General features: G+C 66.7%; 24 protein-coding genes and 1 pseudogene. 7 read left to right on the top strand and 18 right to left on the bottom strand.

Going from position 1 to position 25,794, the window contains the following annotated elements:
* The first annotated feature begins 67 nt into the window (after window positions 1-67).
* Both STRIP9103_RS19315 and STRIP9103_RS51605 read left to right on the top strand, forming a co-directional pair.
* Window positions 68-703, top strand: a complete 636-nt coding sequence (locus STRIP9103_RS19315) for a GNAT family N-acetyltransferase (protein ID WP_078613965.1) — start codon at window positions 68-70, stop codon at window positions 701-703.
* A gap of 205 nt (window positions 704-908) precedes the next feature.
* A pseudogene (locus STRIP9103_RS51605) lies at window positions 909-1,280 on the top strand (ATP-binding protein); the annotation flags it as partial.
* Between the two features lie 16 nt (window positions 1,281-1,296).
* Here STRIP9103_RS51605 and STRIP9103_RS19320 read toward each other — a convergent pair.
* The 15 genes from STRIP9103_RS19320 to STRIP9103_RS19390 form a co-directional block, all read right to left on the bottom strand.
* Window positions 1,297-3,036, bottom strand: a complete 1,740-nt coding sequence (locus tag STRIP9103_RS19320) for a LacI family DNA-binding transcriptional regulator (protein ID WP_009315172.1) — start codon at window positions 3,034-3,036, stop codon at window positions 1,297-1,299.
* Between the two features lie 47 nt (window positions 3,037-3,083).
* Window positions 3,084-3,464, bottom strand: a complete 381-nt coding sequence (locus STRIP9103_RS19325) for a helix-turn-helix domain-containing protein (RefSeq protein ID WP_048820571.1) — start codon at window positions 3,462-3,464, stop codon at window positions 3,084-3,086.
* Between the two features lie 483 nt (window positions 3,465-3,947).
* Window positions 3,948-4,991, bottom strand: coding sequence for a S66 peptidase family protein (locus tag STRIP9103_RS19330; protein WP_048820585.1), 1,044 nt, complete (start codon window positions 4,989-4,991; stop codon window positions 3,948-3,950).
* A 163-nt stretch (window positions 4,992-5,154) separates the two neighbouring features.
* Window positions 5,155-6,447, bottom strand: coding sequence for a histidine--tRNA ligase (gene hisS / locus STRIP9103_RS19335; protein ID WP_009315155.1), 1,293 nt, complete (start codon window positions 6,445-6,447; stop codon window positions 5,155-5,157).
* A 180-nt stretch (window positions 6,448-6,627) separates the two neighbouring features.
* Entirely contained in the window at window positions 6,628-7,695 is a 1,068-nt protein-coding gene (locus tag STRIP9103_RS19340) for an SAM-dependent methyltransferase (protein ID WP_009315160.1), read from the bottom strand.
* The gene (locus tag STRIP9103_RS19345) at window positions 7,692-8,639 is read right to left on the bottom strand and encodes an aminotransferase class IV (protein ID WP_009315168.1); all 948 of its coding nucleotides are present in this window, start codon (window positions 8,637-8,639) and stop codon (window positions 7,692-7,694) included. Before STRIP9103_RS19345 ends, STRIP9103_RS19340 begins: the two co-directional genes overlap by 4 nt.
* Window positions 8,636-10,162 (bottom strand): class I adenylate-forming enzyme family protein, encoded by a 1,527-nt coding sequence (locus STRIP9103_RS19350; RefSeq protein WP_009315095.1) that lies wholly within the window; start codon window positions 10,160-10,162, stop codon window positions 8,636-8,638. Before STRIP9103_RS19350 ends, STRIP9103_RS19345 begins: the two co-directional genes overlap by 4 nt.
* Window positions 10,159-11,331, bottom strand: coding sequence for a DapH/DapD/GlmU-related protein (locus STRIP9103_RS19355; protein WP_158696892.1), 1,173 nt, complete (start codon window positions 11,329-11,331; stop codon window positions 10,159-10,161). The genes STRIP9103_RS19350 and STRIP9103_RS19355 overlap by 4 nt, the downstream gene beginning before the upstream one ends.
* 20 nt (window positions 11,332-11,351) lie before the next feature.
* On the bottom strand, window positions 11,352-12,380 hold the full coding sequence (locus STRIP9103_RS19360; RefSeq protein WP_234022242.1) for a DegT/DnrJ/EryC1/StrS family aminotransferase: 1,029 nt from the start codon (window positions 12,378-12,380) through the stop codon (window positions 11,352-11,354).
* 32 nt (window positions 12,381-12,412) lie between these two features.
* A complete protein-coding gene (locus STRIP9103_RS19365) occupies window positions 12,413-13,228 on the bottom strand; it encodes a sugar phosphate isomerase/epimerase family protein (protein ID WP_009315163.1) in 816 nt (271 codons plus the stop codon).
* Window positions 13,225-13,971 carry a class I SAM-dependent methyltransferase gene (locus STRIP9103_RS19370; protein WP_009315090.1) on the bottom strand — a complete coding sequence of 249 codons (747 nt, stop codon included), beginning with the start codon at window positions 13,969-13,971 and terminating at the stop codon, window positions 13,225-13,227. Before STRIP9103_RS19370 ends, STRIP9103_RS19365 begins: the two co-directional genes overlap by 4 nt.
* The gene (locus STRIP9103_RS19375; protein ID WP_009315132.1) at window positions 13,958-15,379 is read right to left on the bottom strand and encodes a pentapeptide repeat-containing protein; all 1,422 of its coding nucleotides are present in this window, start codon (window positions 15,377-15,379) and stop codon (window positions 13,958-13,960) included. The genes STRIP9103_RS19370 and STRIP9103_RS19375 overlap by 14 nt, the downstream gene beginning before the upstream one ends.
* 50 nt (window positions 15,380-15,429) lie before the next feature.
* Complete coding sequence (locus STRIP9103_RS19380; RefSeq protein ID WP_009315152.1) at window positions 15,430-16,134, bottom strand: PIG-L deacetylase family protein; 705 nt, start codon at window positions 16,132-16,134, stop codon at window positions 15,430-15,432.
* Window positions 16,131-17,486 carry a UDP binding domain-containing protein gene (locus STRIP9103_RS19385; protein ID WP_009315171.1) on the bottom strand — a complete coding sequence of 452 codons (1,356 nt, stop codon included), beginning with the start codon at window positions 17,484-17,486 and terminating at the stop codon, window positions 16,131-16,133. Before STRIP9103_RS19385 ends, STRIP9103_RS19380 begins: the two co-directional genes overlap by 4 nt.
* The gene (locus tag STRIP9103_RS19390; RefSeq protein ID WP_009315125.1) at window positions 17,483-18,754 is read right to left on the bottom strand and encodes an ATP phosphoribosyltransferase regulatory subunit; all 1,272 of its coding nucleotides are present in this window, start codon (window positions 18,752-18,754) and stop codon (window positions 17,483-17,485) included. The genes STRIP9103_RS19385 and STRIP9103_RS19390 overlap by 4 nt, the downstream gene beginning before the upstream one ends.
* Window positions 18,755-19,301: 547 nt before the next feature.
* Here STRIP9103_RS19390 and STRIP9103_RS19395 point away from each other — a divergent pair.
* Both STRIP9103_RS19395 and STRIP9103_RS19400 read left to right on the top strand, forming a co-directional pair.
* Window positions 19,302-20,339 carry an AAA family ATPase gene (locus tag STRIP9103_RS19395; protein ID WP_009315116.1) on the top strand — a complete coding sequence of 346 codons (1,038 nt, stop codon included), beginning with the start codon at window positions 19,302-19,304 and terminating at the stop codon, window positions 20,337-20,339.
* A 20-nt stretch (window positions 20,340-20,359) separates the two neighbouring features.
* The gene (locus STRIP9103_RS19400; protein WP_319279466.1) at window positions 20,360-20,893 is read left to right on the top strand and encodes a phosphotransferase-like protein; all 534 of its coding nucleotides are present in this window, start codon (window positions 20,360-20,362) and stop codon (window positions 20,891-20,893) included.
* Here STRIP9103_RS19400 and STRIP9103_RS19405 read toward each other — a convergent pair.
* From STRIP9103_RS19405 to STRIP9103_RS19415, 3 genes are read right to left on the bottom strand one after another with little or no spacing between them, the layout of a single operon-like run.
* Entirely contained in the window at window positions 20,877-21,746 is an 870-nt protein-coding gene (locus STRIP9103_RS19405; protein WP_048820576.1) for an NAD(P)-dependent oxidoreductase, read from the bottom strand. The genes STRIP9103_RS19400 and STRIP9103_RS19405 overlap by 17 nt on opposite strands.
* Window positions 21,743-22,411: an HAD family hydrolase gene (locus STRIP9103_RS19410; protein WP_009315100.1), complete on the bottom strand. Its 669-nt coding sequence runs from the start codon at window positions 22,409-22,411 to the stop codon at window positions 21,743-21,745. Before STRIP9103_RS19410 ends, STRIP9103_RS19405 begins: the two co-directional genes overlap by 4 nt.
* Before the next feature lie 34 nt (window positions 22,412-22,445).
* Window positions 22,446-23,240 carry an HAD family hydrolase gene (locus STRIP9103_RS19415; protein ID WP_009315123.1) on the bottom strand — a complete coding sequence of 265 codons (795 nt, stop codon included), beginning with the start codon at window positions 23,238-23,240 and terminating at the stop codon, window positions 22,446-22,448.
* A 498-nt stretch (window positions 23,241-23,738) separates the two neighbouring features.
* Here STRIP9103_RS19415 and STRIP9103_RS19420 point away from each other — a divergent pair, with 498 nt between their 5' ends.
* From STRIP9103_RS19420 to STRIP9103_RS19430, 3 genes are all read left to right on the top strand, one after another.
* On the top strand, window positions 23,739-24,977 hold the full coding sequence (locus STRIP9103_RS19420; protein ID WP_009315109.1) for a helix-turn-helix domain-containing protein: 1,239 nt from the start codon (window positions 23,739-23,741) through the stop codon (window positions 24,975-24,977).
* A 109-nt stretch (window positions 24,978-25,086) separates the two neighbouring features.
* Window positions 25,087-25,527 carry a hypothetical protein gene (locus STRIP9103_RS19425; RefSeq protein ID WP_009315129.1) on the top strand — a complete coding sequence of 147 codons (441 nt, stop codon included), beginning with the start codon at window positions 25,087-25,089 and terminating at the stop codon, window positions 25,525-25,527.
* Window positions 25,527-25,721, top strand: a complete 195-nt coding sequence (locus tag STRIP9103_RS19430) for a hypothetical protein (RefSeq protein ID WP_009315134.1) — start codon at window positions 25,527-25,529, stop codon at window positions 25,719-25,721. Before STRIP9103_RS19425 ends, STRIP9103_RS19430 begins: the two co-directional genes overlap by 1 nt.
* The last annotated feature ends 73 nt before the right edge of the window (window positions 25,722-25,794 follow it).

The following is a 25,794-nucleotide window of genomic DNA, read 5'->3' on the forward strand; positions in this document are numbered from 1 at the left end:
AGCCGCAGCCGGGGACTGGGGCGCCTACGCGGCCGAGGCCAGCCGCCGCCTGATAAGGGAGTAGCTCATGGACATTCGACAGTGCCGGGAAGAAGATCTCGATCTACTGGAGAGGCACATGCCCTCGCCCGGGCGGACGCAACGCCACGCGATGCGGTTCGAGAAGCAACAGCAAGGCTTGAGCACTTTCCTGGTCGCCTGGTCCGACGGAATCCCCGTCGGGACGGCGCAGATTCTGTGGCAAGGATGCGAAGCGCCCGAAGTGCGCGAGCGTTTCCCCGAGTGCCCTGAGTTGAACGGTCTGGGAGTCTGGCCACCGCAGCTGCGGTCCCAGGGCATTGGGACGGCCATCATCCGCGCAGCGGAAACCCAGGCCCACCGCTGCGGTCACCACCGGATAGGTTTGGGCGTGGACGACCGGAATTACCGCGCAGCCTCGCTCTACCTCCGGCTCGGCTACCAGGAAACCGACTGCCACTACCTCGACCGTTACCACTACCTCGATGAAAACGGCTTGCGACACGAGGTTGCCGACGCCTGCCGGTTCCTGGTCAAGCAGCTCACTGGCCAACCAAGCTGGCCTCAACCAGGCAGGCACCCGCATCAGGAGCGCGAGTGCCTGCAAGAACATCTCGAGGCTACCCAAGTGCGTCCTTGGGCACATCGGATACCGCGAGGGAAGTCGTGCAGCGGGGAGGTCTGATGTGAGATGTGAAGGGGTACGGTTTATCGCGAAGTGCATCTCCCGGTGATTTCGACGTCAACAGAAGTCGACCCGCGTACCACAACTCACCGACGGTTCAAGGCGTCTTGCCCGGAGTGCCTACGGACAGACTGTCCTCGCACAGCTCTTTTCGGGTGGAAGGCTTCTTCTTCACTGAGGCCACTACCGAGGTGAGGTTGTCGTCATGGCGCGTCGCAGTCCCGAATGTCCGACGTACGGATTCACGGTTGCGGCTGCCGTTGGCGCTGTCCCGGCCGCGCGCCGCCGCGTTGTCTCGCTGGCCAAGGACTTGGGCCTTTCCATGTCGGATCAGACGCTGGAGACCGTCGAGTTGCTGGCTGGCGAGGTGATCGCCAACGCTGTCCTGTACACGGACGCTCCGTGCCACGTCTCTGTGACGCGGGCGGATGAACGGCTTCGTGTTGAAGTCACGGACATGGACGCATCGTTGCCGAGCGCTGTTGAGGCCGGGCCGAACGACGAGAGCGGTCGGGGCCTCCTACTCGTGGACGCCTTGGCGGATGCCTGGGGGACGCGACCGGAACCCTCGGGTAAGACGACATGGTTCGAGATCACGCCGGAGCCGTCGATCGACGGCTTGGGCAACAACACTGCGGATGCACGGCCCTCACCCCATAAGGGTGAGGCTGTCGTGCCGCGAACTGAGTGTCAGGCCCGCATAGCGTCGTCGGCCAACTCGCGGTCGTCGTTCCTCCCAGCAACTGCTGGGAAGCAGCATCAAGCTGCCTGAGGCTGCGATCCGAAACGACCGAGCCCCGCGGCCCGCTCAGATGTCGCCATAGGCTGGGCGCGTCTCGCCGCAAAAGATCGTTAAGCATGCGCACCGGAGACGTCGGACACAGGGCCAGTCGGGCGTCGAGCGCCGTCTCCCACTGCTCGGTCAGGCCGAGTATGAGGCGTTTGCGCATGCCGGGGGTGACGTGGGCGTAGCGCGCCGAGGCCGAGCCGTCGATGTGTCCCATGCGTTGGTCCATAAGGACCTTCTCGGTGCCGAGGTCCTCCATCATCGTCCGGTGGGTGTGGCGCAGGCCGTGGGGTGTGAGGCCCTTGGCGATTGGGAGCCAGCAGGCGTCGGCCCGGTCGCTGGCGCCGCGTCCTCGGGCCGGGACTCCGGGCCATGGCTCGCCGAGCAGGGGCACGGGGCGGGCCTCCTGGGGTGCCTTCTTCGGGTACCAGCCGGAGACCGCCGGGGTGAACAGCCAGGTCGCGAAGCCGTTTCGGCGCCAGTGGGCAGCGTGTTCCGACACCGCGCCGCGCCGCACGAAGCCCAGGTCCGCGATGGCCTGCTCCACCCTCACCCGCTTGGCTTCGGTGACGCGGTCGGGGTGGTTGAGGACGTTGGACACCGTGCCCGTGGAGACTTCGGCACGGCGGGCGACGTCGACGAGCTTCGCGCCCTGGTGGCCTCCGTTGCGAGCGGCGCCCTGCCCCCGGAAGACGTAGGTCCTGCCGTGACACGGGCAGGGTGTCGGCCTCGTGCGGGCGACGTGGTTGGCGATCAGGGCCGACAGCCAGTCCATCGCGTCGATGGCGCGGTAGCTGTCGTCCTTGGGCGGACAGCGCACGAGCTCACCCGTGTCGAGTTCGTACAGCTGCCACTCGACGCGGATCGAGCCGGGACGGGCGTACTCCGTCTCCAGGCCGACGATTTCGCCCCAGCGCATGCCGGTGTAGCCCTTGAGGACCACGGCGACGAACTCGTCGTCGCGACCCGAGAGTAGGGCGGCCCGTTCAGCCGTCAGCAGGATGCCGAGCGCGTCGGTGACCACCTTCTCCGGGCCGCGGTCGCGGGAACGGCCGGCGCGCTTGCCGCGTCCGCGCCGCCTGGCGGCCGGGTTGGACGTGATCAAGCCCTCGTCGATCGCGTCCTCAAAGATCAGGTGGAGCGTCGAGCGCCAGGTCTTGACGCTGGAGGCCGCGTACACGGCCTTCTCCTTCTTCTCCCACAGGTCGACGTCCGTGCGCAGAATGCCGGCGAGCGCCTTGTCCTCGAACTCGGGGAGCAGGTGCTCCTCGATGTGGCGCCGGTAGTTCTGCATCGTCGAGACAGCCAGGTCCTGGGCCTCGTACCAGCGGTTCGCGTACTCGCCGAAGGTCTCCTGGCCGAGTGCCGGGTCGCGCCACTCGCCGCGCCGGTACTTGTTCTCGGCCTCGCTCGCGGCGCGCTGGGCCTCGCCCTTGGTGGCGAACCGGATCGCCTTGCCGTTCTCGTCGACGACCGTGAGGTGCTTGCCAGACGCGATCTTGTATCGGCCGCGCCAGTAGTTTCCGCGCTTCTCCGCGAAACCCAACTTCCGTCTTCCTCTCCCTGTCCTTGGCTTATGGCTGGCGTGGCGCGCTATGCGACGGACTTGTACTGGGTGCGGCGCGGTGGCCGGGCACGCAGACGCCCCGGCGTCGTGGCCTTGGCCGGTCGGGGAGGCTGCGAGGCACGAGCTCGTACGCGGTGAGGCGTTGTAGGTTCGGGACCGGCCACCGGGTTGTCGGCGGATCGGACCGGGCGCTCTTCGTGGAGGCGGATGATCTCGGCGAGGTGTGCGGCGGTGAAGCGGTAGGCGCGGCCGACGCGGGTGTGCGGAATGAGGCCGCGTCGGGCGCGGTCCTTCACCCACCAGGTGGAACAGCCGAGGGCTTTGGCGATCTCCTCGGGGCGATGTAGACGGGGCAAGGAGGCTTCGCCCTCGGTGCTGGGGGGGTGGTGTACGAGGGCAGGGGGCATCGCGGAGTGTTGCAAGAGGAGTCCTAACTCGGTTGGAGGCGTTCTCGGTCAGCGGCGCTGGGCGGGGCCTCGTCACGCGGCTCTCGGCCCCTGCAGAACGAGGGGCGAGACGCGTGGGACTTCGGTGATGGCGATTCTTGGTGTCGACCGCAGATGCTCTTCGCCTCACTGCGCTCACCGTTCAGATCGGCACCGGCCGTCTTGCAGTTCCGGCCCAAATGCCGCGCAATCGCAGAGATCGTCCATACCTGGCGATGCAGGGCGTGAGCATCCACGTCTTCCTCCCGCGTGAGCATTCAGGCCCCGACCAGGCCGAACTCATGGCTCACACAGGCTCTCCACGACACTCCCGGGCCGACTCGACACGCCGGAGAAGATCACGCGAAGAGACCGGACAAGGTCACACGAAGGGTGGGGAGATCAACAGAGCAGGTTTGGCCCATGCCTCAGCAGGGACGGCCGACCTTCGCGGCTGGCCGGTCCTCAGTATGTTACGAAGACCCTGCGCTCCGGCCCGTCTACGCGGATAGTCCCGCCGCAGGGGATTACGAGCTGCGGGTCCGTGTGCCCAAGGTCAACGTCGAACACCGCCACCACGTGAGGTGCGTACTCTGTCAGGGCTCGCAGCACTGCCTCTCGCTGTGCCTTGCGAAACTGTGCCTTCTGGTCAGCGTCCAGTGTGCGATGACGGGACCACGTCTTCGGACGGCCCATCAACAAGGCGGAAAACTGTTCGAGCAGACCTCGCTCTCCCATGCTGCGCATGATCACATACACTTCCTCGGCGCTTGGCATGGAATCGCCGGTTTCCAGGAACAGCACGCCACCGGAGTACACCTCGACTGGTTGCACTGCCAGGTCCGCCATCAGTAGCCAAGACACGATCTCCAGGTCGCCTCCCCAGCTGGCGCCTTCCACTACTCGATTTGCGTTGTGCCAGATCCAGCCATCGGCGGGTTCCATCTGTGGTTCGACCTCGAAGGTCCTCGGATCCTGCCAGGAGCCGAGGACCTCGCCGAACTGGGGTGTCTGCCGGAGTTCGAACTCGCCGGAAGTGAAGAGTGCCGCTTGCAGGGATTCTGCTGTCATCGGGTGCAATGCGCCGGGTCGGCCGTACTGAGTCATGACCATCCCGCCGTGAAAGCTGACGATGCCCAGGCTCCGCAGGAAGAGCACCAGGTTGGTGTTGTCGCTGTAGCCGAAGAACGGCTTCGGGTTGGCGCGGATCAGATCTCGGTCGAGGTGGCGCAGCACTGTGATCTGGTCGGAGCCGCCGACGCTGGCGATGACTGCCTTGATCTGGGGATCAGCGAAGGCCGCGTTGATGTCGGACGCGCGAGCCTGCGGGGACGCTCCCATTGTGCGGGTGGTGGGGTATTCGACGGCCCTGAGTTGGAAGTCTTCCTGAAGCCTTCGCAGTCCCAACTCGTAGGGCAATGGCACCTCTCCGGGCAGGCCACGAGAAGGCGACACGACCGCGACGCAGTCGCCGGGCTTGGGTTTGGGGGGATAGATCGGCACGGCCACGTCGTCATGGTAGTTAGCCAGTTGCCAGATCCCTGCGAGGTCGTTGCAGGGCACGCCGTCACGGGCAGTTCCTGCGTCGTTGGCGGACCGCTGGACAGCGAAGGAGACCACGGCGGGCGACTGGCCGTCAGTCCGACAGTCGCCCGCGCGTCCAGGTCCTCGGTCAGCGTCCGAGGAGCTTGTTCACCTGTCCAACGACCTCGCTGAGGGTCACCTCGATCTGCTCGCGGGTGGCCAGGTTCCGAACCGCTACGAGTCCGCGCTCCCACTCACTTGGAGCGATGACGACGGCGACCTGGGCCCCGACCTGGTCGGCGCGCACCAGCTCCTTGCTCAGCTTTCGAGGCTCCAACGGCGTAGACGTGCGGATGCCGGCCAGCCGCAAGTCCCGGGCGACGGTCCGACAATCAGGCAGCAAGTCCGCACCGACAGGGATCACCACGGCGTCCACCTCGGCGCGGGGCTCCGGCAGCAGCCCGTGTCCCTCCATGAAGTCGTGGAGTGTCACGTCGCCCATGCCGAACCCAATGCCCGGAATCCTCTGGGTCGTGAAGAGCCCGGCCAGGTCCTCGTACCGGCCGCCGCCGAAGAGCGAGCGGCTGTTCTGGGGGTGTTGGTCGAAGACCTCGAACACGGTTCCGGTGTAGTACTGCAGGCCACGCACGATGAAGGGGTCGAAGGTGACCAGGTCCCGGGAGTCACCCGCCAGGATCTGCGCCAGCATGGACCGGCTGCGGGCCTCCTCGGAGACATAGTCCAAGACGCCGGCACCGCTGCTCAGGACCTCTTCGAGAAGGTCGAACCGCTTCTCGTCGATCCCAAGGCCCTCGGCGTCGGCGACGAGCTGCTCGCGGGGGTATTTCGCCCATCGGTCGATCAGTGACGATGTCTCCTGCAGCTTGTCGGCCGGGACTTTGACCACGTCGAGGAGGATGCTCTCCAGGAGGACGCGGTCGCCAGCCCGTAGCACCCACATATCCCTGGTTGCACCGATTGCGGCCATCATGTCGTGGATCAGTTCGAAGATCTCGATCTCGCAGCTCACGCTGTCGGAACCGAAGATGTCCACGTTGATCTGCAGGTGCTCTCGCATACGGCCGCGCTGTGGGCGTTCATAGCGGTGGCAGATGACGTGGCTGTACCAGCGAACTGGCAACTGAAGTTGTCCGGCGTTGCCAGCGATCATGCGGGCGACCGACGGCGTCATCTCCGGGCGCAGCGCGAGCCGGCGACCGCCTCGGTCGGTGAGGGAGTAGAGCTGCTGGTTGGCGATCTCCTGGCCGGACTTCGCCTCGTAGATCTCCGCCGACTCCAGAATGGGGCCGTCATAGCGGACGAAGCCGTAGCGCTCGATCGCTTCGTAGAGCTGATGGAAGACCTGCTGCCGAACGGACATCTCCGAGGGGAGGAAGTCCCTCGTGCCGCGATACGGGGTTGTCGGCAACAAACGTCCCACCAGGGGTGCCTTTCTACGAGAAGCGAAGCGAAGTCCGCCACGGAAACAGACGAATCGTCAGCCTAGCAGCGGCGCGGTTACGGTGTGTCGATCTTGCATGTGTCAAGAGGGCCTCCGCTCGTGGCTTGCCGGATCCGGGTTCAGCTCCGGCAGGCCACGAGCGAGCGCGGCTCGGACGTACTACTCAGTGCCCTCGAGCCTGCGCGGCACCAGGTCGTAGAACGCGAAGCGCGGGCCGGCGTTGCGTCGCGAGTAGACCGCGCGGCACGCGAGGTCAGAGCGCGGGAAGAGGTCGAGCCAACCGTTGTGCCTGCGCGGGAAGCCCTGGAGCGTCAGGATGTGCACCAGGTCCAGGTCGGAGTCGTTGTCCTGCCTGTCGTAGTACAGCTCGGGCTCCCCGAGAATGATCGATTTGAGCCCCCCGTCCCAAGCTGCGGCGAAACGGTTCAAGATCTCAATGACCGCCTCCTCCCCTTGCCGAAAGTGCTCGTGCAGGACGCCGGCTGCGAAGAGCGCGTCGGCCCGCGTGCATGCCTCCGGCCAGGTAGCCGCGTCGAAGGCGTCGGCGACGTGAAAGGACACACGCTCGGCCACGCCCGCCTCGACGGCCCGCTTGGAAGCTTCCGCGATCGCCCCTTCGGAGATGTCCAGTCCGATGCCGCGGAACTGTTGGTCACGCCGGGCGGCCTCGATGAGGAAACCGCCAGCCCCGCACCCCAGGTCCAGGGCACAGGTCGCACTGCGCCGGGCGAAAGCTTCGAGCACCACATCGATGTGATAGAGGTCGAACAGGGTGTTGCAGCTGCGTCCCAGCGCCGCGCCATCGCGCTGGATGTCGTGGCCGTAGCGCGCGGTTCCCCTCAGAAGGTCCTCGATGCGCTGCGTCACCGGACCGTACGCCTCGATGTAGAAGCTGAGTTGCGCGAGAGCGGTGTCACTCAACAGTGCGGCGCCAGCCTCGGTGGGGGCGTATCCGCCGTCGACACGCTGGGTGTATCCGGCGGTGGAGAGCCAGCCGAGCAACTTCTCACCAAAGTAGGGATCAAGAGTGCCGAGGAGGTCGCCGAGGTCCGTGCGGCCCTCTCGCAGCCGCTGGAGCACTCCGGTGCGCATGAGTGCCGCCAGGACGACGGCCTTGTGGTAGCCATCCAGGATCTGCGGCATGTCGGACAGCCGGTAGGCGCTCCATGCCTGTTCGGTGTGCTCGTCCTGGAGCTCGACACTGCGGTGGTCGTAGCGGGTGATCACGATGCTGCTCCTCCTGTGCTGAGTGATGAGGGATTGCAGGGGGTGAGCCAGTCGCCACAGGTGGGGTCAAGGCCCCGGACGACCTTTTGATAGCGACTGGCAAGCTCGTCGGCGGCCGGGCTGGTGCCGTTCCCGATGGTCTTGTGCTCGACGGAGCGCACGGCGCGGATCTCCGCACCTGTCCCCGTGAGGAACAGCTCGTCGGCGCCAAGGACCTCGTCCAGTCGGAGCGACCGCTCGGTCACCTGGAGGCCGGCCGCGGGGGCCAGGGCGAAGACGCTCGATCGCGTGATTCCCGGCAGAGCGCCCTGCGGCAGTCCCGGGCTGATCAGTTCGTCTCCGATGCGGATGAAGAGATTGGCTCCGGTTGACTCCACGACGTGGCCGGCCTCGTCGAGGAGCAGCGCATCGTCATAGCCCCGTCGGACCGCGTCGGCCTTCGCGAGCATGAGTGGGCCGTAGCTTCCGTTGGCTTTCGCGCCGGGCGGAAGGATCGCCGGGCCGGGCCTGCGCCACGGACTGATCGTCAGCTGAAGATCGCCTGCTTGCAGGAGGCCACCCCAGGCGGTGACCAGGACTATCGCCCGCGCGGTGCCGACCGTCGGGTCGTTACCAACGCCGCCTGTGTGTAGATGGATGACCGGGCGTACGTAGCAGGCGTCATGTCCGCTGGCGCCTACGGTCTCCACGACCGCGCGACGAAGGTCCTCCTCGGTCCAGGGGATCACGTCCAGCGGAGGATAGAGGCGGGCCGACGCGAACAGGCGGCTGATGTGCTCGGCGAGCCGGAAGGCGCTTGGGCCGCGGGGAGTTGGGTAGACCCGGATGCCTTCGAACACGCCGTAGCCGTAGTGAAAGCTGGGCGACCAGGCTTCAGGGCGAGCCGCAGCCTCGTCCAGAAGTGCTCCGTCGACCCAGGCAACGGCGCCTGCTCCGCCGGTCATGAGGCCGTCCGGGTTTGCTGCAGGACCCAGCTTCTGAGCTCCGCGCGGTCGATCTTTCCCGTGGATCCAGTGGGCAGGCTCTCCCGGACGTACAGCACATCGGGCACCTTGTACCGCTCGACCCGTTCGAACATCCACCGAATCAGTTCCTCCGGCGTGGGCTCGTCCCCTGGCGTCGGGGCGACGACGGCGCAGAGCCGCTCCCCCAGCAACGGGTCCGGGACCCCGCAGGAAAAGGCGTCGACCACTTGGGGGTGCTGCTCCAGGACGGCCTCCACCTCGGCGGGAGCGATCTTGTTCGCCCCCTTGACGACCACGGCAGTGCCGCGGCCCAGGACTGAGATGCGGCCTCCCTTTCGAACTTCCACCTGATCCCCTGTACGGAAGAAGCCGTCCTCGACCGCGGCGCGGGTCAGCTCTGGTTGCCCGAGGTAGCCGCGCAGGACGCCGGCGCTGGACACCGCGAGAACGCCGCTGTCGCCGACTGCGGCGGCCCGATCCGGAGCACCCACGTACCAGCGCACCCCGCTCAGGGCCCGGCCCACGGTGTCTGGATGCGCGTCGTAGTCGGCGGCGGGCAGGATGAAGTCGGGGGCGCTGGTCTCGGTCAGCCCGTAGATGATGGAGATCCAGCTGTGGGGCAGAAGTGTTCGGTAGCGGTCGCCGGTCTGCGGGGGAAGCAGTTCGCCGCCCACGACCACCTGCTGGGGCGAGCGTGTCCGCACCAGCGGATCGCGTACTGATGGGTCTTCCAGTAGCGGCAGGACCTGCCTGAGCATGGTGGGGACCACCGCGACGCGCGAGACCCGTTCGTCCGCCAGCGCTTCGCAGAGTCGGCTGGGGGTGAACTTGTCCAGCAGCCGGACCGAGCCACCCGTACCGAGAGTCAGCAGGATGTCCCACTGGCAGAAGAGGAAGCTGGTCCGGAGTACTGCGAGAGCCCGGTCGCCAGGTTGATAGGCCAACGCCTCCTGAACCATGGCCAGTTTGGCCAGGATGCCGGTGTGGCCGAGGACCACGCCCTTGGGGATCCCGGTCGAACCAGAGGTGAAGATGACCAGTGCGGCCCCGGCAAGCAGCGGGTCACGTTCTCCATCCTGCGCGGACAACACCCGGAGCCCACCGGGCACGGCCTCCCCCAGTTCCCTCAGATCGTCGCGGGAGTGGTCGATCTCGCCCAGACTCACCGCTGCGGCACCGGTACGGTCCACCGCGCTGATGACCACCGGAGCCGGCACCGAGGCATCGAGAGGGACGGCACAGCGTCCGGACCTCCAGACGGCGAAGAGGCGCACCAGGCTGTCGACGCTGTTGTCCATGAGGACGAGCACCGGTCCATCGCTGACTGTGGCGCTGTCGTGGATCAGCTGGGCCGCCTCTTCGACAGCGGCGTGGAGCTGGCTGTACGTCATACGCGCCCGGCTGTCCGAGAGCGCGAGTCGGTCCATGTGCTTGGCGCAACTGAGCGCCAGATAGTTGCTCAGGTCCTGTGTGTCGGTCGGCGGCGCTGTCTGGGACGTCATACCTTCCCTCCGTCGGTCGTGGGCGTGATGGCCTGCTGGAGCCGCTGGAAGGGCAGCGGCGTGATGCTGTTGAAGGTCCGGGTGTCCCCGCAGGGCATCGTCCGGCGGCGCAGGTGGTCCCTCAGGTCTTCGACCAGATCGTCCGTCGGGCCCAGGAGCAGCCCGCGCCTCAGTACGAAGACCGTCGGGCCGTCAACGGAGGTCTGCGGTTCCCCGTCGAGGGCCACCACGATGCGGCCTTCGGTAGAGCTGTCGAGGACCGTGGCCTGTGCCGCGTCCTGCCACAGCTCGACCACCCTGGTGCACCCACGAAGGTGCACGCTCCAGCGGTCGCCTGACGAATCGGATTTCATGCCCTTCCAGCCGAGCTCCCGCTGCCAGGCGTCCAGGGCTTGGCGTACCTCGTACATGGCCTGGTCATCCGTGAGCGGTTGCTGCTCGAACAGTGCCTTTTCGCGGGCCGGTACGCCTGCCAGGAGTCGGCGGGGCGGGAAACTCTTGGCGACGACGGCTCCAGCGGCGACGATGCAGCTGTCGCCGATGTCCGCGCCGGGCATGATGGAGCAGTGGTAGCCGAGCCACACCTTGTTCCCGATGCGCACGCCCTCGAAGGCGGTGCTGTAACCGTCGAGGACGCTGTGGGCGAAGTGGTAGCCGTGGGTCCAGATGCTGACGTACTGGCCCGAACCGACGTCCGAGCCGATGTCGATCAGACAGTTGGCGTTGAGGATGTTGTGGGGGCCGACGGTGACGCGGTCTCCGATGCGCACGGTGGCCGTGGACTCGAGGGTCCCCCCGCCGCCAACTGTGCTGTGCGGGCCCACGTAGAGGAGTCGGCCCGCGTCGAAGGCTCGGGCGACGATATCGACGCCGGTACAGATGCGAGCGGCTGGCCCGGTGCTGAAGCTGTCGGCGCAGAGGACCCGCACGCCAGCGGCGATCTCACTGTTGTCTCCGATGCTGAGGTGGCCGCCGCGCAGGTCGGCTCCCGCGCCGAGGTGGACTTCGCGGCCCAGGTGGATGCGGTCGCCCACAAGCCGGACGCCGTCGTCGAGTCGTACGCCAGGCTCGATCACCAGCTCGTGGGCGTGGATGACCACGTCCCGTCCCGCTACGCAGTCTGCGGGCAGGTGCGCGCGGGGGATGGCGGAATCGATGAGCAGGGGCATGCGGACCTCCATGGAGTCAGTCAGCAGGGCAGCTTTGTCAGCAGGTCGCAGACGCGCTGAACGTCCGAGTCGGACATGGCCGGGTACAACGGCAGGGAGAGGGTTCGGCCCACAGTGGCCTCAGCCACAGGGAAGTAGCCGGGGGCGGCCCCGAGTTCTCGATGCAGCAGTTCATGACGTTGTGTCAATCGACTCGCGTCGACCTCGTGCTTGTGGAAGAACCCGAGGAGGCGTTCGCGTTCCTCTTCGTCGGCGCACCGAAGAACGAACCGATAAACGAGCCGTCCTGGATCGGGCAAGCCCGCCGGTGCGAGCGCATCGGGGCAGGCCGCGAGGTACTGGTTGGTGATCCACTCCCTGCGTTCCCGGACTTGGGCGAGGCGCGAGAGCTGCGAGCGGGCCAGCGCCGCGTGCACGTCGGACAGGGTGAGGGGCATCCGGGGCCAGCGGCTGCTGCGAAAGCTCGCCTCGGTGTAGGAGGTGATCCGTTCGGAGATCTCGGTGTCTGCGCTCCAGCACAGTCCCCCGGTGGCCCCCGTGAAGACCTTCGTGGCGTAGAGCGAGGACACCGCGACCCGCCCGAAGGTTCCGTGTTCACCGTGCGGACCCCTGCTCCCGAACGAATGGCAGCAGTCCTCGACGAGGTTGGGGCAGATCTCAGCCAGGTCAGGCAGAGCTGCGGTCGCACCGTAGGTGTGCACCACGAAGGCGGCGTACGGCCTCCCTGTCCGGTCGGAGGCGTCCCGCAGCGACTGCGGAGACATGGTCAGTCCGTCAGGCTCGACATCGACGACGAGCGGGCGGCAGCCGGCCAGGCGAACGGCGTCGAGCAAGGCCACACAGGAATAGGTGGGTACGGCGATGAGAGCGTCGGCTGGTGCCTCCAGGCCAACGAGTGCGAGGAACAAGGCGAGCGTGCCCGAGGTCGTGGCGACAGCACGGCCCGCGCCGAAGTACGCGACCACGTCCTCCTCCAGGCGCCGGCGCTCGGGCCCGGGGGCAATCCAGCCGGACTGGAGGACTCGGTCTACGGCGGCTCGGTCAGCCATGGTGACCAAGGGCGCATTGTGATCGATCCAGGTCACTGCTTATCCCTTCTCGGGGACAGGCACTCAGCCAGCTCGCGCAGCCACTCAAGGAGGCGCCGGTCAGGGTGGCCGTGCCCTTCGTCGTGTTCCAGGGCGACTGCTGCCGGACGACAGGTCCGCAGAACATGGGCTACTACGCCGTACGGGACCTGCGGGTGCGTGCCACTGCCCGGGGCCGGGTACGGCCGGTGCCCAGACCTTGAGCGATCGTTGTCGTAGAGGTGCACGGACTTGATGCGGGGGCCGAGTACGTCCGCGAAGGATCGCACCGCCTCAGGGCCGCCTAGCTGGTGTGCGTGGCCGATGTCCAGGCACAGACCCAGGTTGGGCCACTCTTCGAGAAACCGCAGGTACTGCTCGGCGCTCGCACAGTGAGGGTTGTCGGTCATGTTCTCGATCAGGACCGGGACCTGGAAGAGCTGGGTGAGCCGGTCAGCCTCCGCGAGGAACGCCGTGGCAAAGTCTTCAAACCCCTCGACGGGAAAGGGCGGATATGGCGTCGGGAAGTGTGCGACGACGTGCTGCGCTCCAAGATCTGCTGAACACCTGACCGTGGTTTCAAGGGCAGCGATCGCCGCAGCGGCTTCCTGTGGGTCAGGCCCCGTAGGGCAGTAGCGAGGCATCAGCTGCGGGTGGGGAGTCGGGGTGTGCAGCGCCGGCCTGATGTCGTGGTCGGCGCAGAACTTCCGGATCCGGGGCAGCGCCTCAACGGGGTAGGTGTAGAACTCCACGAGGTCCGGCTGATAGTCCAGCAGCGCCTCCAGGTCCGACTTGACCTGCAACACGCTGGTCGAGACGCCGAGCATCATGTCCCCCCTCCAGGTGCGCACCGGGCGATCTCAAGGACGGCGTGTTGATGGATGAGTTGGCTTCCGTTGATCAGCCGCTGCTGTCCATCGACCTCGGTGGACCAGGAGTGCAGCGGGTCCTCAGACCAGCGCGACACCGTTCGGGACGGCGCCAACGCCGTCCAGCGCCACCACAGTCCCCGCTCTCGCAGGCCTGCTTCGACGGTCCGCCGCGACCACAAGGTCCAGCCGCTCTGCCATTCCCCGGGCGTGCCGGGGCCCGAGCGGCGTACCCGCACCAGGGTGTCCACGTCCTCAGGGTTGAACAGCCCGAAGACCACCAGCCGGACCTGTGGTGTGCCCGCGCTGAGCGCACCGTCCAGCCAGATCAGCGGTTCGTCGAAGATCGAGTGGACGCCGAGCAAGGTGACGATGTCCTGGTTTCGCGGCAGCGTCGTCGGATCGAGAACATTTCCAACGCGCAGGTCCATCTCCGGCTGAAGCTCGCGGGCGTACTCCACCACCTGCGGCAATACGTCGATGCCCGTGCACCGCAGCTGCGGCCAGCGTGCGCGGAGTTGCTGAAGGAATCCGCCCAGCGAGCAGCCGATGTCCAGCAGGGACGCGGAAGGATTCGCATCCAGGAAGGGGCCGAGCAGATCGATGACCGCCGTGAAGTGCGGCTTGTCGAGGGCCCGGTCGGGCTCACCGAGGCAGTTCAGGTCGATACTGCGGGAGCCGAGGGGCAGCTCAGGTCGAGCCATGCTGCTCACCTCGCAGGACGCCTTCGAAGGCGGTCAGGTAGGTACTCAGGGCCGCCGTGTCCGGCGATTCCGTGGCGTTGAGTGCCTCCTTGAGTCCGGTGCACCGGTCGGCGAAGAACGGCGGCTTGATGCCCGCGAGCTTGGTGCGGCGGCACGTCACCTTCACCCAGGTGGACTGGAAGAGCGCGGCTCCGGTCAGGTCCGCGTCCGTCAGGTCCGACTGGCTGAACCGGCTGTACGCTGCGTTGACCTCGCGCAGGTTCGCGTTGCTGAGGTCGGCCGCGATGTATGCCTGGACGAGGATCGCGCCGGCGAGTGAGGAATCGGCCAGACACATGCCGCGCGGCGGGTCTCCGGTGATCATCGCTCGGTAGAGGTTGCTCTGCGCGAGATCGGCACCCCGCATGTCCACGTCCCGGAAAACGGCGCAGCGGCCGGTGAATCCACCCATCCGGGCCCGCTGGAGCTGCGATTCGACCACGTGCAGGTTCTCGGCCTGGGCGTTTCCCAAGTCGGCCTCGGTCAGGCAGGTCCTGTGCACGGAGGCGGCCACGAAGCTGGCCGAGGAGAGCTTGGCACGTGTCAGGTCGCTGTCGCGCAGCCTGAGCCCGGGAAGGGCGGCTGTGCTCAGGTCGATGCCGGGCAGGCTGCAGTGCCCGATGTCTGCGTCGGGCGCATGGAGGTCACGCGCGACCACGGTGTCGCCGCGAAGACCGTCGAGGCGCAGGCGCGGCAGTCTCGCTCCGCTGAGGTCGAGGCCGTCGCAGTTCGTGGCTCGCTGGATGACGACACCGGCCCCGCTCATTCCGTTGAGTCGGGTTCCGGCCATGTCGCTCTTGGTCATGGTCAGTTGATCGGCGACGGCGTTGTCGAAGACGGTCTTGCGCAGGACGGATTCGTTGATGCTCGCGCCCTGCAGGTTCGCGGCCTTGAGGTCGGATCCTTCCAGGTCGCACTGGTAGAAGGTGGTGCCGGCCAGGTGGCCGTTCGGCAAGGAAGTGCCTCGCATGGAGCAGCCGTGGAAGAGGCTGCCGGTGGCGTCTCGCAGATTGCTGAGGTCGGCGTTGTCGAAGACGGAGGTCTGTGCGGCGAGGGCGTGGACGTAGGCGTCGCGCATTCTGGCGCCGGTCAGATCAGTGCGTTCCATTCCCGGGCAGATCATGGTGACCCGGTCCAGGAGCGCCCTGCGCAGCGAGGTGCCGTGCAGAGTGGCGCGGTTGAGGACGGCACCGGTCAGGTCGGCGTCCGTGAGGTTCAGGTTGGCGAGGTCCGCCTCGGCGAGCTGGAGTCCGCGTCCGGTGCTGTGCAGGAGATCTGCGGTAAGAGCTGCGATCTTCTTGAGGACGGGTTCGCGGTCTTCGGCGGCGTCCAGAGCGGTCAGGAGGCTCACATGCGTGGCGTTGGCCATCGGAATTCCCCTCTGTCGGTACGTGCGGGTCGAGTTGGTCCGCTGCCTGCTCAGCCCTGGGGCAGCGCTGCTCCCAGTCCGTGTTGGCGTTCCAAGGCGAAGGCTTCGGCGTACTCGGTGCCACTGAGCTGGCCGTGAAAGCGGTCGGCGAGTTGGACGGCGGCACCGTCCACGGGCCGGAAGCCCGGGCGAGCACGGGTGAATGGTTCGAGGGCTTCGGCCTTGCGCTTGAACTGGTCGCTGATGTCGACGAACACGGTGGGGCAGAACTGCGAGGTGGCGATCGTTCGAGGCTCGGCGGGGCGAAGAGAGAACAGATCCGCCCGGTGGTTGCGCAGAGCTGCGGCGACGGCTCGTCCAGTCAGGGCATGGTCGACATGCCCGTCACCGCGCCAGTGGGTGAGCACCGTCTGCGGAGCTATCTCCGTCATCAGCCGGTCGAGAGTGGCGACGAGGGCCACCTCCCCGTAGTCGGAGACCTGGAGCGCAGGCTCCCCGTGGGGCCAGCGAAGCTCGTAGCCGAGGAGTCCGGCGGCTCGTTCGGTGTCCGCGATTCGCTGTTCCGCGCTGGGGCCGGTCTCCGCGAGAGAGAGCACCGCTGTGACGACCCGCACGCCCGCATCACTGAGGCGAGCGATCGTCCCCCCGGCAGCGATCTCTGCGTCGTCCGCGTGAGCGACGACAACCATGACGGTACGAGGCGGTGTGTCCATCTCGGCCCGCGTACCGATGGGCAGGCCCTCGTCTGCACTCATCGGGCCGATCCCGAAGCTGAAGATCCGCCGACCGGGGTCGGAGTGCCCATTTCCACGTAGCGGACCCGGGTGCCGGCAAATGCTCTGCGAAGCCGGCCGAGGCTGTCGATCACAGTCGGCGGGTCAGCAAGAGCCGACAGACGCTCGGGTAGATCCGAGTACGCCGCATGCGGGGTGGCGATGACGAGTGTCCGTACCGATGCCAGGTCTTCCGGCCAGCTCAGCGCACTCGCGCCCTCCCCGCGGGCAAGGACTTCTTCCGCTGAGAGAAAGGGGTCGTGAAGTCGGACGTCCGCCCCGCGGGCAGACAGTGCTGCCGCGAGGGCGAGAGCCGGCGAACCTTGGGGCAGGTGAACGTCCGGCGCGTAGCTGATGCCGAGAATGCCAATGGGACCGTCGAACTCGCTGGTCAGCCACTGGGCAACCCTGCCGGGGTGAGTGGCGTCCCATTCGAGCGCGCTGTCCACGAGGGGCAACTGTCCCTCGCCGAGGAGTCCATCGCCGGCGTAGTGCGGGCTGAGCGGTATGCAGTAGCCGCCGATCCCGATCGAGGGATGGAGGGTAGGGACGTTCCACTTGGTCCCGGCCAGCCGGAACACCTCGGCCATGTCCAGATCTGGATAGGCCGTTGCGAGCTGGTTGGTCAACACCAGGTCCACATAGCGATAGAGGTTCTCAACCGACTTGGACAGGGCCGCGCGGGTCCAGTCGCCAGCCACGTGAACCACGTCGCTGACGGTCCCATACAGATCGGTCACCAAGGCCCGGGATGCCGCACTCTGGGTGCCGATCACCCGGGGCAGACTGCGCAGGTTCATCTCCGGGTCCAGCAGCCAGTCTCTGCGCGGGGCCGTTGCGAGATGGATCCCAGCTTCCATCACCCCAGTCGCACCCGTGAGCAGTGGAAGCACCAGGTCCAACCAGCGCACGCTCACCGTGCTCTCGATGCTGACCAGCAGCTCCTTGTCCGTCCGGTACGCGGAGCCGATGGCCTTGAGTACGACTTCGAGGGGATCCCGGAACGCCTTCCCGCCGCGCTCAGTGTTGACGCAGATGAGGTGGATCTGGGCCTCGAGCGCCTCCGCGTCGTCCGGCGCAGCCGCGCGGAGCCGGCCGTCCCGGAGTATTCCCGGGTCCAGGTGGATCTTGTCTTCGAAGCCGGGTAGCGGCACCGTACCAGCGTTTATGCAGCGGACCCGGTAGGCGTCCACGTCCACGATCGTGCAGCGGAAGCCTTCTTGGGCGAAGGCAGCGGCTGCCGAGAGCCCGATGAATCCGGCTCCCCAGACAGTGATCCGAGCCGACCTGTCACTGATGCTTTGATGGAGAGGAGAGGGGTTGGTGGCCATCATGCCTGCTTCCTTTCGGGACGTCGGGGAGCCACCACATGGCCTGTCAGCCGATCGCCGAGGGATGTCCTGACCGGGACTTGCCGCGTGCGGCCGACGACGGCCGTGTTCTGTAGGGTCAGTGAGCCACTGGCTTGCTCGCGTTCGCCGACGAGGGCGAACCAGACCAGCTCGTCACGGGGCATGCGCTTGAGCTCGCGGCCGAGACGTCCGGGACGCCAGTGTTCGATCACCTGCATGCCGCCGGCGCGGAGCTCACTTGCTGCCGCGAGGAAAAAATCAAGATCAGCTGCGCCGTGGACCTTCAGCAGATGGACCTGCTGCGTAGGACGCTCAGGCACCAGCTCGGCGAGTAACTCGACCGAGACGGCGGTGCTCCAACAGGTCTGTATGTCTTCCCGCAGGGCCCGGACGACGTGGTGGTAACCGCCACCATCCCCGAGCATTCGACCGTCCTGGTCGTGCACGGTGAAGCTCAGCCCAGCGCCATATTCGGTTGCGCGTGACCATTTCAAGGAGAAGGCGGTGGCAGCGCCCAGCCCTCTTGCCGTGCTGAGCACTTGGCGTACATGGCTGGTCCGGGATCGCAGCAGTGGTTCGGCACGGTCGATCGCCGATAAGGACTGCTCCGCGTCAGAGTCCTCACAAAGCGCCACAAGCTCCTGGTACCGCTGTAGGAAGCCCATCGCGCGCTGGTCAGCGACTGGTTGATCCTTACGGACTTGGTGCAGGACAGTCCGCGCCTGCGTCAGCGAGAGCCCTTCGTCCTCCGCCAGAGTGTCGATCATCTCGAAGTCGCAGTAGCGGAAGCCTGCGCCCGGAGCACGGCCACCCAGGAGAGCGGTCCAGAGGCGAAGGAGGGTCAGGTCCGCGCCGACTTCGTCCTGTTCGTTGCACAGGACAGCAACAGCCTGTGTCCAGCCTCGGCGGCGCTTGTGTCGATATCGTGCCACGGGGACGCAGGCGGCGGCCCGAACAGGCTGACCGTGCCGTAACTCCCCGGACCCTGCGATCGCCCGCAGCACTGCGACCAGGGAGTCCGCCGTCAGGGCGAGTTCCCTTCCGCCCAGGTCTGCGAAGCTGAAGATCCGGCCCGTTGCCGCCGTACCGAACTGTTCGAACGTCGCCGCATAGCCAACCGGCGACACTTGCACCGGGAGGAATCCGAAGCTGCTGGCCGCCGAACGGAACTCCGCCTCCGCCCGGAAGATCCCTGCTGCCATCGGCCCCACGTCGTCGGCGAATCCTCTCGGGGTTGCCCATGCGTCCACGTTGGTAGCACCTCCTTGGGAGTCGTTGGTCTTGGTCCGGGGCGTCGCGCCGCCCCGTGGCTCTCAACATCCGCAGGCTTCACAAGCCGTACTCCGGTAGTCCGGCTCCATGGCGGGGGTTTGGCCGGTCATCTCCCGGTCTCTGAGACCATTCCACTGTCGGGCTCGCGTGAGCGGACAGGCTGTCCGTAGGGTTTCTGCGCAAGGGACTTGACGAGACGTCAGTGAGATGCAAGGCCCAGTGGGAGAGATGGCTTCCGCGTTCAGGTAGGGCGCAAATCTCCGAGGCAACGGGAGGGGCGACCATCAACGCACTGCGGCTGGGTGACCATTCGGGAGGCTCCGTCCCCTCGTGGGCTCTTGTTCAGTGACTTCGGCTGGGCCTCACAGAGGATGTTGGCCCCCGCTCTGTCGGGAACCATGAGACCGGCAGTGGCGTGCCCGGAGTATCACGCACAGTTATCGAAGCTGCTCATCACGCAGCCGCACGGTTTTTCAACATCCGCTTACACATGCGTTCATGAGGGGCAGACTTAGCCTCCCGAACATGGCGAACATGGAAGAGGCGGTAGGGGACGTGGGTAAGGTCCGCGCGGGGTGGCGGCCGGAGAAACTACGGCAGCAGCGCGAAGCGCATGGGCTGACGCTGGAAGGTGCTGGAGAGAGGCTGCGAGAGGTTGCGGGAGCCGCCGGACTGACGGTTCCCGCCGCGAACTTCCAGACCCTGTGGCAACACGAACAAGGCGAGGTCTACCCCGGCCCGCACTACCGGCGCGCGTACTGCCTGCTCTATCGGGCCACCGAGCCTGAGCTCGGATTCCGGCGCGAGCTACCGGGCGAAGAGACCCGGATGCAGCTCACCCCGTCCAGCGAACCGCACAACGGTGCTCACGTCCTGGCCGTTGAGCGCGCCTTGCTGCAGATCGCACCGGCCGGCGGAGACGCTGACGGCCCCAAGCTGCAGCAGCGCATCCTCGACGCGTGGAAACGCCGGCATACCGGTGGCGATCCGAACCGGCCCACGCTGGTCATGGTGGGCGGCTACGCGGGCAGCGGGAAGTCGGAGTTCGCGCGGTTCCTATCCCAGCTCACAGGCTGGCCCGTGCTCGACAAGGACCCGATCACCCGGCCGCTGGTGGAACGCCTGCTCGTCGCCCTGGGCAGTGATCCGAACGATCGGCACACCGCGCTCTACCGCGAGCAGGTACGGCCGCTGGAGTACCAGTGCCTGTTGGAAGCCGCGTATGCCAATGTGGACTGCTCGATCAGCACCGTCCTCACCGCACCCTTCATCACCGAATTCGCCGACGTGCGCTGGATGCAGCGCTTCGTCAACCGGTGCGAAGCGCGAAATGTCTCGGTTTCGCCGATCTGGATTCAATGCGACATCGACACCATGCACGAGTACATCAGCTTCCGTTCGGCTGCCCGGGATTCCTGGAAGCTCCAGCACTGGGACGACTACGTCGCCACCATCGATCCCGACATGCGACCCGCCATACCGCACCTCACGGTCGACAACCGACTCGGCGCGGCCATATCGCTCACTGACCAGGTCCGTCAGGTCGCTGGGACGGTGTTCTGATGGGCCGCCAAGGCGTCCTCTTGTACGGACCGCCAGCTGCGGGCAAGGACACCGTCACGGCTGCGCTCGCAGCCCTGGATCCGCGTTACGTCCCCTTCGCCCGGCTCAAGATCGGAAGCGGGCGAACCCGGGGATACCGGATGGGCACGGCGGAGCAGTTGAAGGAGATGGAAGCGCGTGGCCAGGTCCTCTACCGCAACGACCGGTACGGCAACACATACGTGGTCGACCAGTCCGGTCTGCGTGATGCCACCGCGGACGGACAGATCCCTTTGATCCACCTCGGACAGATCGCTGGGCTCCAGGCCGTCGCCGACGGATTCCCGGCCCGCTGGCGGCGGGTGCTGTTGTGGTGTCCGCGAGAGATCACCGAGCAGCGGTCATCGGCACGAGGAGACGGCGATACCCCAGCCCGGCTTGAGGCGTGGGACGCCACGGAGCGCGACCTGGCAGAGCATCCCGGTGTTGTCTGGGACCTGGCCGTACACACGGAACTGGTGTCTCCGCAGGAGGCCGCCACCCAGATCCACGAGCTGGTCAACTCTCAGGGCTGACCGGTGGGGCAGTGTCACCACGCAATTGATCGAGGGCGTCGCTGATGCTCAGATCGGCATCCCGTGCACGGTCCCAGCGAGACAGGATGGCGGCGGAAGCGCGCATGAGGTCGTCCGGCAGGCCCGCCTCGGCGAGCAATTCGGCAGCCTCTTCCATCTCCGGACCCCAGCGCCATGCGCGGGCGGCGGTCTTCGGGATGTACTCGGTCTCGGCGAGGTAGCTTCCGGTGCGCAGACGGGCGATGTCGAGCAGCTCGTCGGCGACTCCGTTGGCATCCGCCAGGCCGTATGCCACAGCGGCCAGGACCCGGGATGCCTTCTGGTAGCTCGTGTAGGCGAGCTTGAGCGACGACGCCTTGCCGATCTCCTCCCCGAGGGGGCAGAACTGTACATCCGTTGTGGCGAAGAGGTCGTCGAGACGGTCGAGGGCAGCGGAAGGGCCGGAGGCGTAGAGCTTCGGCCGTTTGCCACCGACCGGCGGCGAGCCGATCACCGCGGCATCGACGACGGTCACCTTCGGCAGCATTTGCGCGATGCGACGCACGCGTTGTGGGGCGATGGCGTTCGCCTCGATGAAGATCTTCCTGGCGAAACCGTGATCTGCGATCTTCCGGGCAACGTCTTCAGCCGCAGTAGGAGGACACAGGGAGAGCACGATGTCGGCGCGTGCGAGCAGCACAGAGAGATCGTCCACAGGTTCCAGCGCGGCTGCCGCCGCCCGCGCGGCGGTGGCGTGACTCCGGCCGTGGGGACTCCACAGCACCGTCGTCCCGCAACGGCGGAGCTGGCCGGCGACCGCTGCCCCCATGCGGCCGGGATGCAGCATTCCCACAGTGATTCCGGCTTGGCTCATGCGGGTTTCCCTACTGGGCCGATCGCGACCAGCAGATCGATCGCGGCACGGGCATCCCGTACCTGATGGTCGGGCGGGGGCAGCTCCTCCGGCCAGGATCGGCCGCGGTCGATCCATACGGTCTGGAATCCGGCTTCCCGGGCTCCGGCCATGTCGTTTACCGGGTCGTCTCCGACCATCCACATGCCGACATCGTCGTGCGCGCCGCCGCAGCGGCGTACGGCTTCCTGGAACATGGCAAGGTCGGGCTTGGGGGAGCCGGTTTCTTCGGAGGTGCATACGGCGTCCACACGGTCGAAGATTCCCGTGGCACGCAGTTTGGCCTGCTGAATGTCTGTGGCTCCATTCGTCGCGACGCCGATCCGCCAGCCGTCGGTACGCAGTTCCTCCAGCCCGGTCAGCACCTCGGGTGGGCAGACGACTGTGCTTGCGATGTCGGTGCAGTAGCCATTCCATAGCGTGTCGACGGGCTCGGCGATACCGAAGCGGTCGCGTACCTCAGCGAAGTGCGCCGGGGTGGCACGATCTGCGAGCAGTTCATAGAGCCAGGACTCGAACGCGCCAGGGAGACCATGGCGAACGAGGAAGACAGCGACCCAGCTGGCGAGCGTGGATTGCCGGTCGACCAGCGTGTTGTCGAGATCGAAAAGCGCCAGCGGTTGCACGGGACATGACTCTATCCCCGTATCCCGAGGATGATCACCATCCGGGATCTAGCCGTGCGCGGGTGGGTCCCCCCGACGGATGCGTCGAGCTGGTGACCGCCACCCGTGAGGAGAGGAGCTCCGTGATCGCGGTCTCCAGTCTCTCCACGTCTTCCAGTGTCCGGAGAACGACGTTCGCGCCGGCTCGTTCGAGTTCCGCCGCTGATGTCGTACCGGATGCGATGCCGATGACCGGGACGCCGCCTCCGTCCCTGCCGGTACGTACGTCTTCCAGTGAGTCCCCGATGATCACCGAGTTGGAGTGGTCGAAGAAGTGGCCGTACTTGGCCTGTGCTCGCTTCTGGGCGATGCCGACGAGCGCGGGGCGGTGGTGGTCATCGGACGCGTACCCGCCGATCTCGGAGTCCACGAATGACTCGAGGTCGAAGGCCGCGAGCTTCAACATGGCGTTCGCTTTGAGATTGCCGGTGACGACGGTCGGTATGAGATCCGCTTTAGCCTGTAGCGCCCTCAGTGCCGCGACAGCTCCTGGCATCAGCTTTCCGTGCTGCCGGAGGTCCGCGTGGTGCGCGGCCAGCCGCTTCGGCAGAAGCTCGATCATGAGCGGCAGCAGCTCCGGCACCCGGCCCTCGGGAACGCCGTTCTCCATGAGCATTGCACGGATCGCCAGGGGCATCGTGACGCCCGTGCCTCGGGCCGGCAGACGTTCGACGGGGTAGCCGACGATCTCCGCGAAGGTCTCGCGATAGACCTGCCGATCGATCTCGCCGACGTACAGCAAAGTGCGGTCGATGTCCCACAACACGAGGGACCGTTCGGCCTCAGCCACTCCCGGCTCCTTGCCTTCGACCAGGGCGGGCACCGCCCTGTGGCTTTGAGCGTACGTGGGGCCGCACCCATCCATCATGCCGACGTAAGGGCCTCGCTACTGGCTGCGGCCAATTGGCGAACGTAGCTTTCCGGCACGTGCAGGTATCGCCGACGGCCGAACCGTGACCCTCTGCCCGCCAAAGTGGGTCAGAGTTCAGCCGCCGCCGACAGCAGGATTCGCGCGGACAATCTGTCCGTAGGTAGTTCGACGCCTACCTCTTGACTGGAAGGCAACAACCCAACTCACCCTGCACCCGCTTCATCGCGATATGCCCTGCTTCGACCATGTGGTCGGAGAACCAAGGAGGAACCGCAAGGTGGCTCGGGCCCGTTCCGCCGATCCACGTTATGGGCGCGGGGCCATCGGCTCTGTTAACAGTTGGCGACCAAGGGCGCAGGCTTGGACATTATCCGTACTCTGATGCAAGTGCTTCGTCGCGAAGGGACAGGTCCACCGATGAGTGAAAACCTGACGCTGGGAGACCGTCTCCGTATCGCTCGCAGGACACGGAAACTGTCGGCTGCTCAACTGGCGCAGAAGGTCGCAGTCTCCCCGAGCTACGTGCAGAAGTTGGAATCCGGTGCGCGGAAGGCTTCACCGTCGCTGGTGCTGGCGCTCGCCAGGGCGCTGCGCTTCGGTCCCGAGGTTCTGACCGGCCAGCCGTACTACGGTGAGCCGGAGGCGGAGGACGGCGTCCACGCGGTCATCCCTGAGCTCCGCCGCCTCCTGCTCTGCTATGACAGCCCCGACGACCTGGAGATCGCTCCCCGGGCACTTCCCGTGCTCGCCTCGGAGGTTGACCAGGTGGCGGCCCTGCGCCGCGACGCCCGGTACGCCCCGATGGGCCCCCTGCTACCGCCGATCATCACCGAACTGACGCATGTGGCCCTCGGCGGCGGCAACGGTGACCGGGGCAAGGCGTTCTGGCACCTGGCGCGCGCCTACCGCGCCGTGAACTCTCTGGCTCACAAGATGGGCCACCACGACCTGTCGAACACGGCTCTGGAGCGTGTCCGCTGGGCGGCCGACCGCTCCGGCGACCCTCTGATGCAGTTCACAGCCGGCTACCTCGTCGCGGGGGCGATGCTCCGCCAGGGGGCGTACTCGCCGGCTCGCCGCAAGCTCCTTGCGCTGCGGACCGAGCTGGAGCGGCTCCAGCCGGAACGCTCCTTCACGGAGGACGCGCTCGCCGTCGACGGCGCGCTGCTGCTGAAGCTGGCCGTTCTCGAAGCCCGCGAGAACAACGCCGATCGCGCCGACGACTACCTGCGGGAGGCGGAGCAGGTCGCGGCCATGGCAGGCAACCGCGACTCCCTGGCGTACGAGATGTCGTTCGGCCCGACGAACATCCGCATCCATGAGGTGCACGCGATGATCGACACGGGCGACACCGAGCAGGCTCTCGCCCGCCTCACCGAATGGTCTCCGGTTCCCGGCGGCGAGTGGGCGCCGCCCAGTACCACCGTCGGCGAGCGGTCGAGCCACCACTTCATCGACGTGGCCTCCGCGAAGCTCGCTTCGGGTGATCGTGATGGCGCCTTCGCGGACCTCAAGCGCGCACGAAAGGTTGCGCCCAACCACACGCGGTTCCACCCGTCCGTCCGCGAGACCACCGCAGCGCTGCTCAGGATGGACGCGCACCCCTCTAACGAGCTGTCTGCGTTTGGGAGTTGGACGGGTATTAGCACAACCTGAGGATGTGTCAAGGGCTTTGGCGAGTGAACCCCACGGACAGACTGTCCGCGCAGGGTAGCTTGCTGAATGGAATGGTCTCCTCACACGTAGTGGTGAGGAGGCCTTTTCCATGTCCGACGACAATCCCGCAGCTCGCGCGATCCCGCCGCGCTGGATGCCCATCGGCGAGGAGCCTGAGCTGTGCTCGGCGGGGGAGTGGTGGGATGCTGTACGCGCCGTGGAGGCCGTGGGCCGACGCGCGATCGAGATCCTCAACGAGGGTGACGAACCGGTCGGCCCGGTGATCTTGGACCACGGGGGTCCCGAGCCCCGGCTGTACTTCCTGGTTCCCGTGGGTACCGCGGTCCGTTGGGAGGAGCCGGGGACCGTTGCGCTGGGACAGAAGTGCCACGTCGTTGTTCCGTCCGCGGAGAGCACGACGCCTCCGGGGATGCACTGGCACGTCTTCCCCCAAGGCCCGCGATCGCTGACGCGGCCCGATGCTCTGCGCCGCGCGCTGAGCCAGGCTCGCCGGGAGCGGCGGGGGCCCGCGGAGGAAGCGGCCTCCTGATGGCTCTGAGCATCTCATTCGTGCTGTTGCTCGGCATCGTCGTGGTCGTTCTCATCCGCAGCAAAGCCGTGAAGCCCGGACCCGCGATCGTCTGCGTGCTCTTCGGGTTCTTCCTGTCGAGCACGTCCATGGCCCCGAGTATCAACCGGTTCATGACCGGCATCGCGGACATGATCGGTCAGATTCGCTTCTAGGGAGCCCGACTCGCCATCCGAGTCCCTATTCCCTGCTCGGCCGGCGGTTCGCCCCAACCACTCGCGGCCCCTT

The sequence above is a fragment of the Streptomyces ipomoeae 91-03 genome (assembly GCF_000317595.1).
GTDB lineage: Bacteria > Actinomycetota > Actinomycetes > Streptomycetales > Streptomycetaceae > Streptomyces > Streptomyces ipomoeae.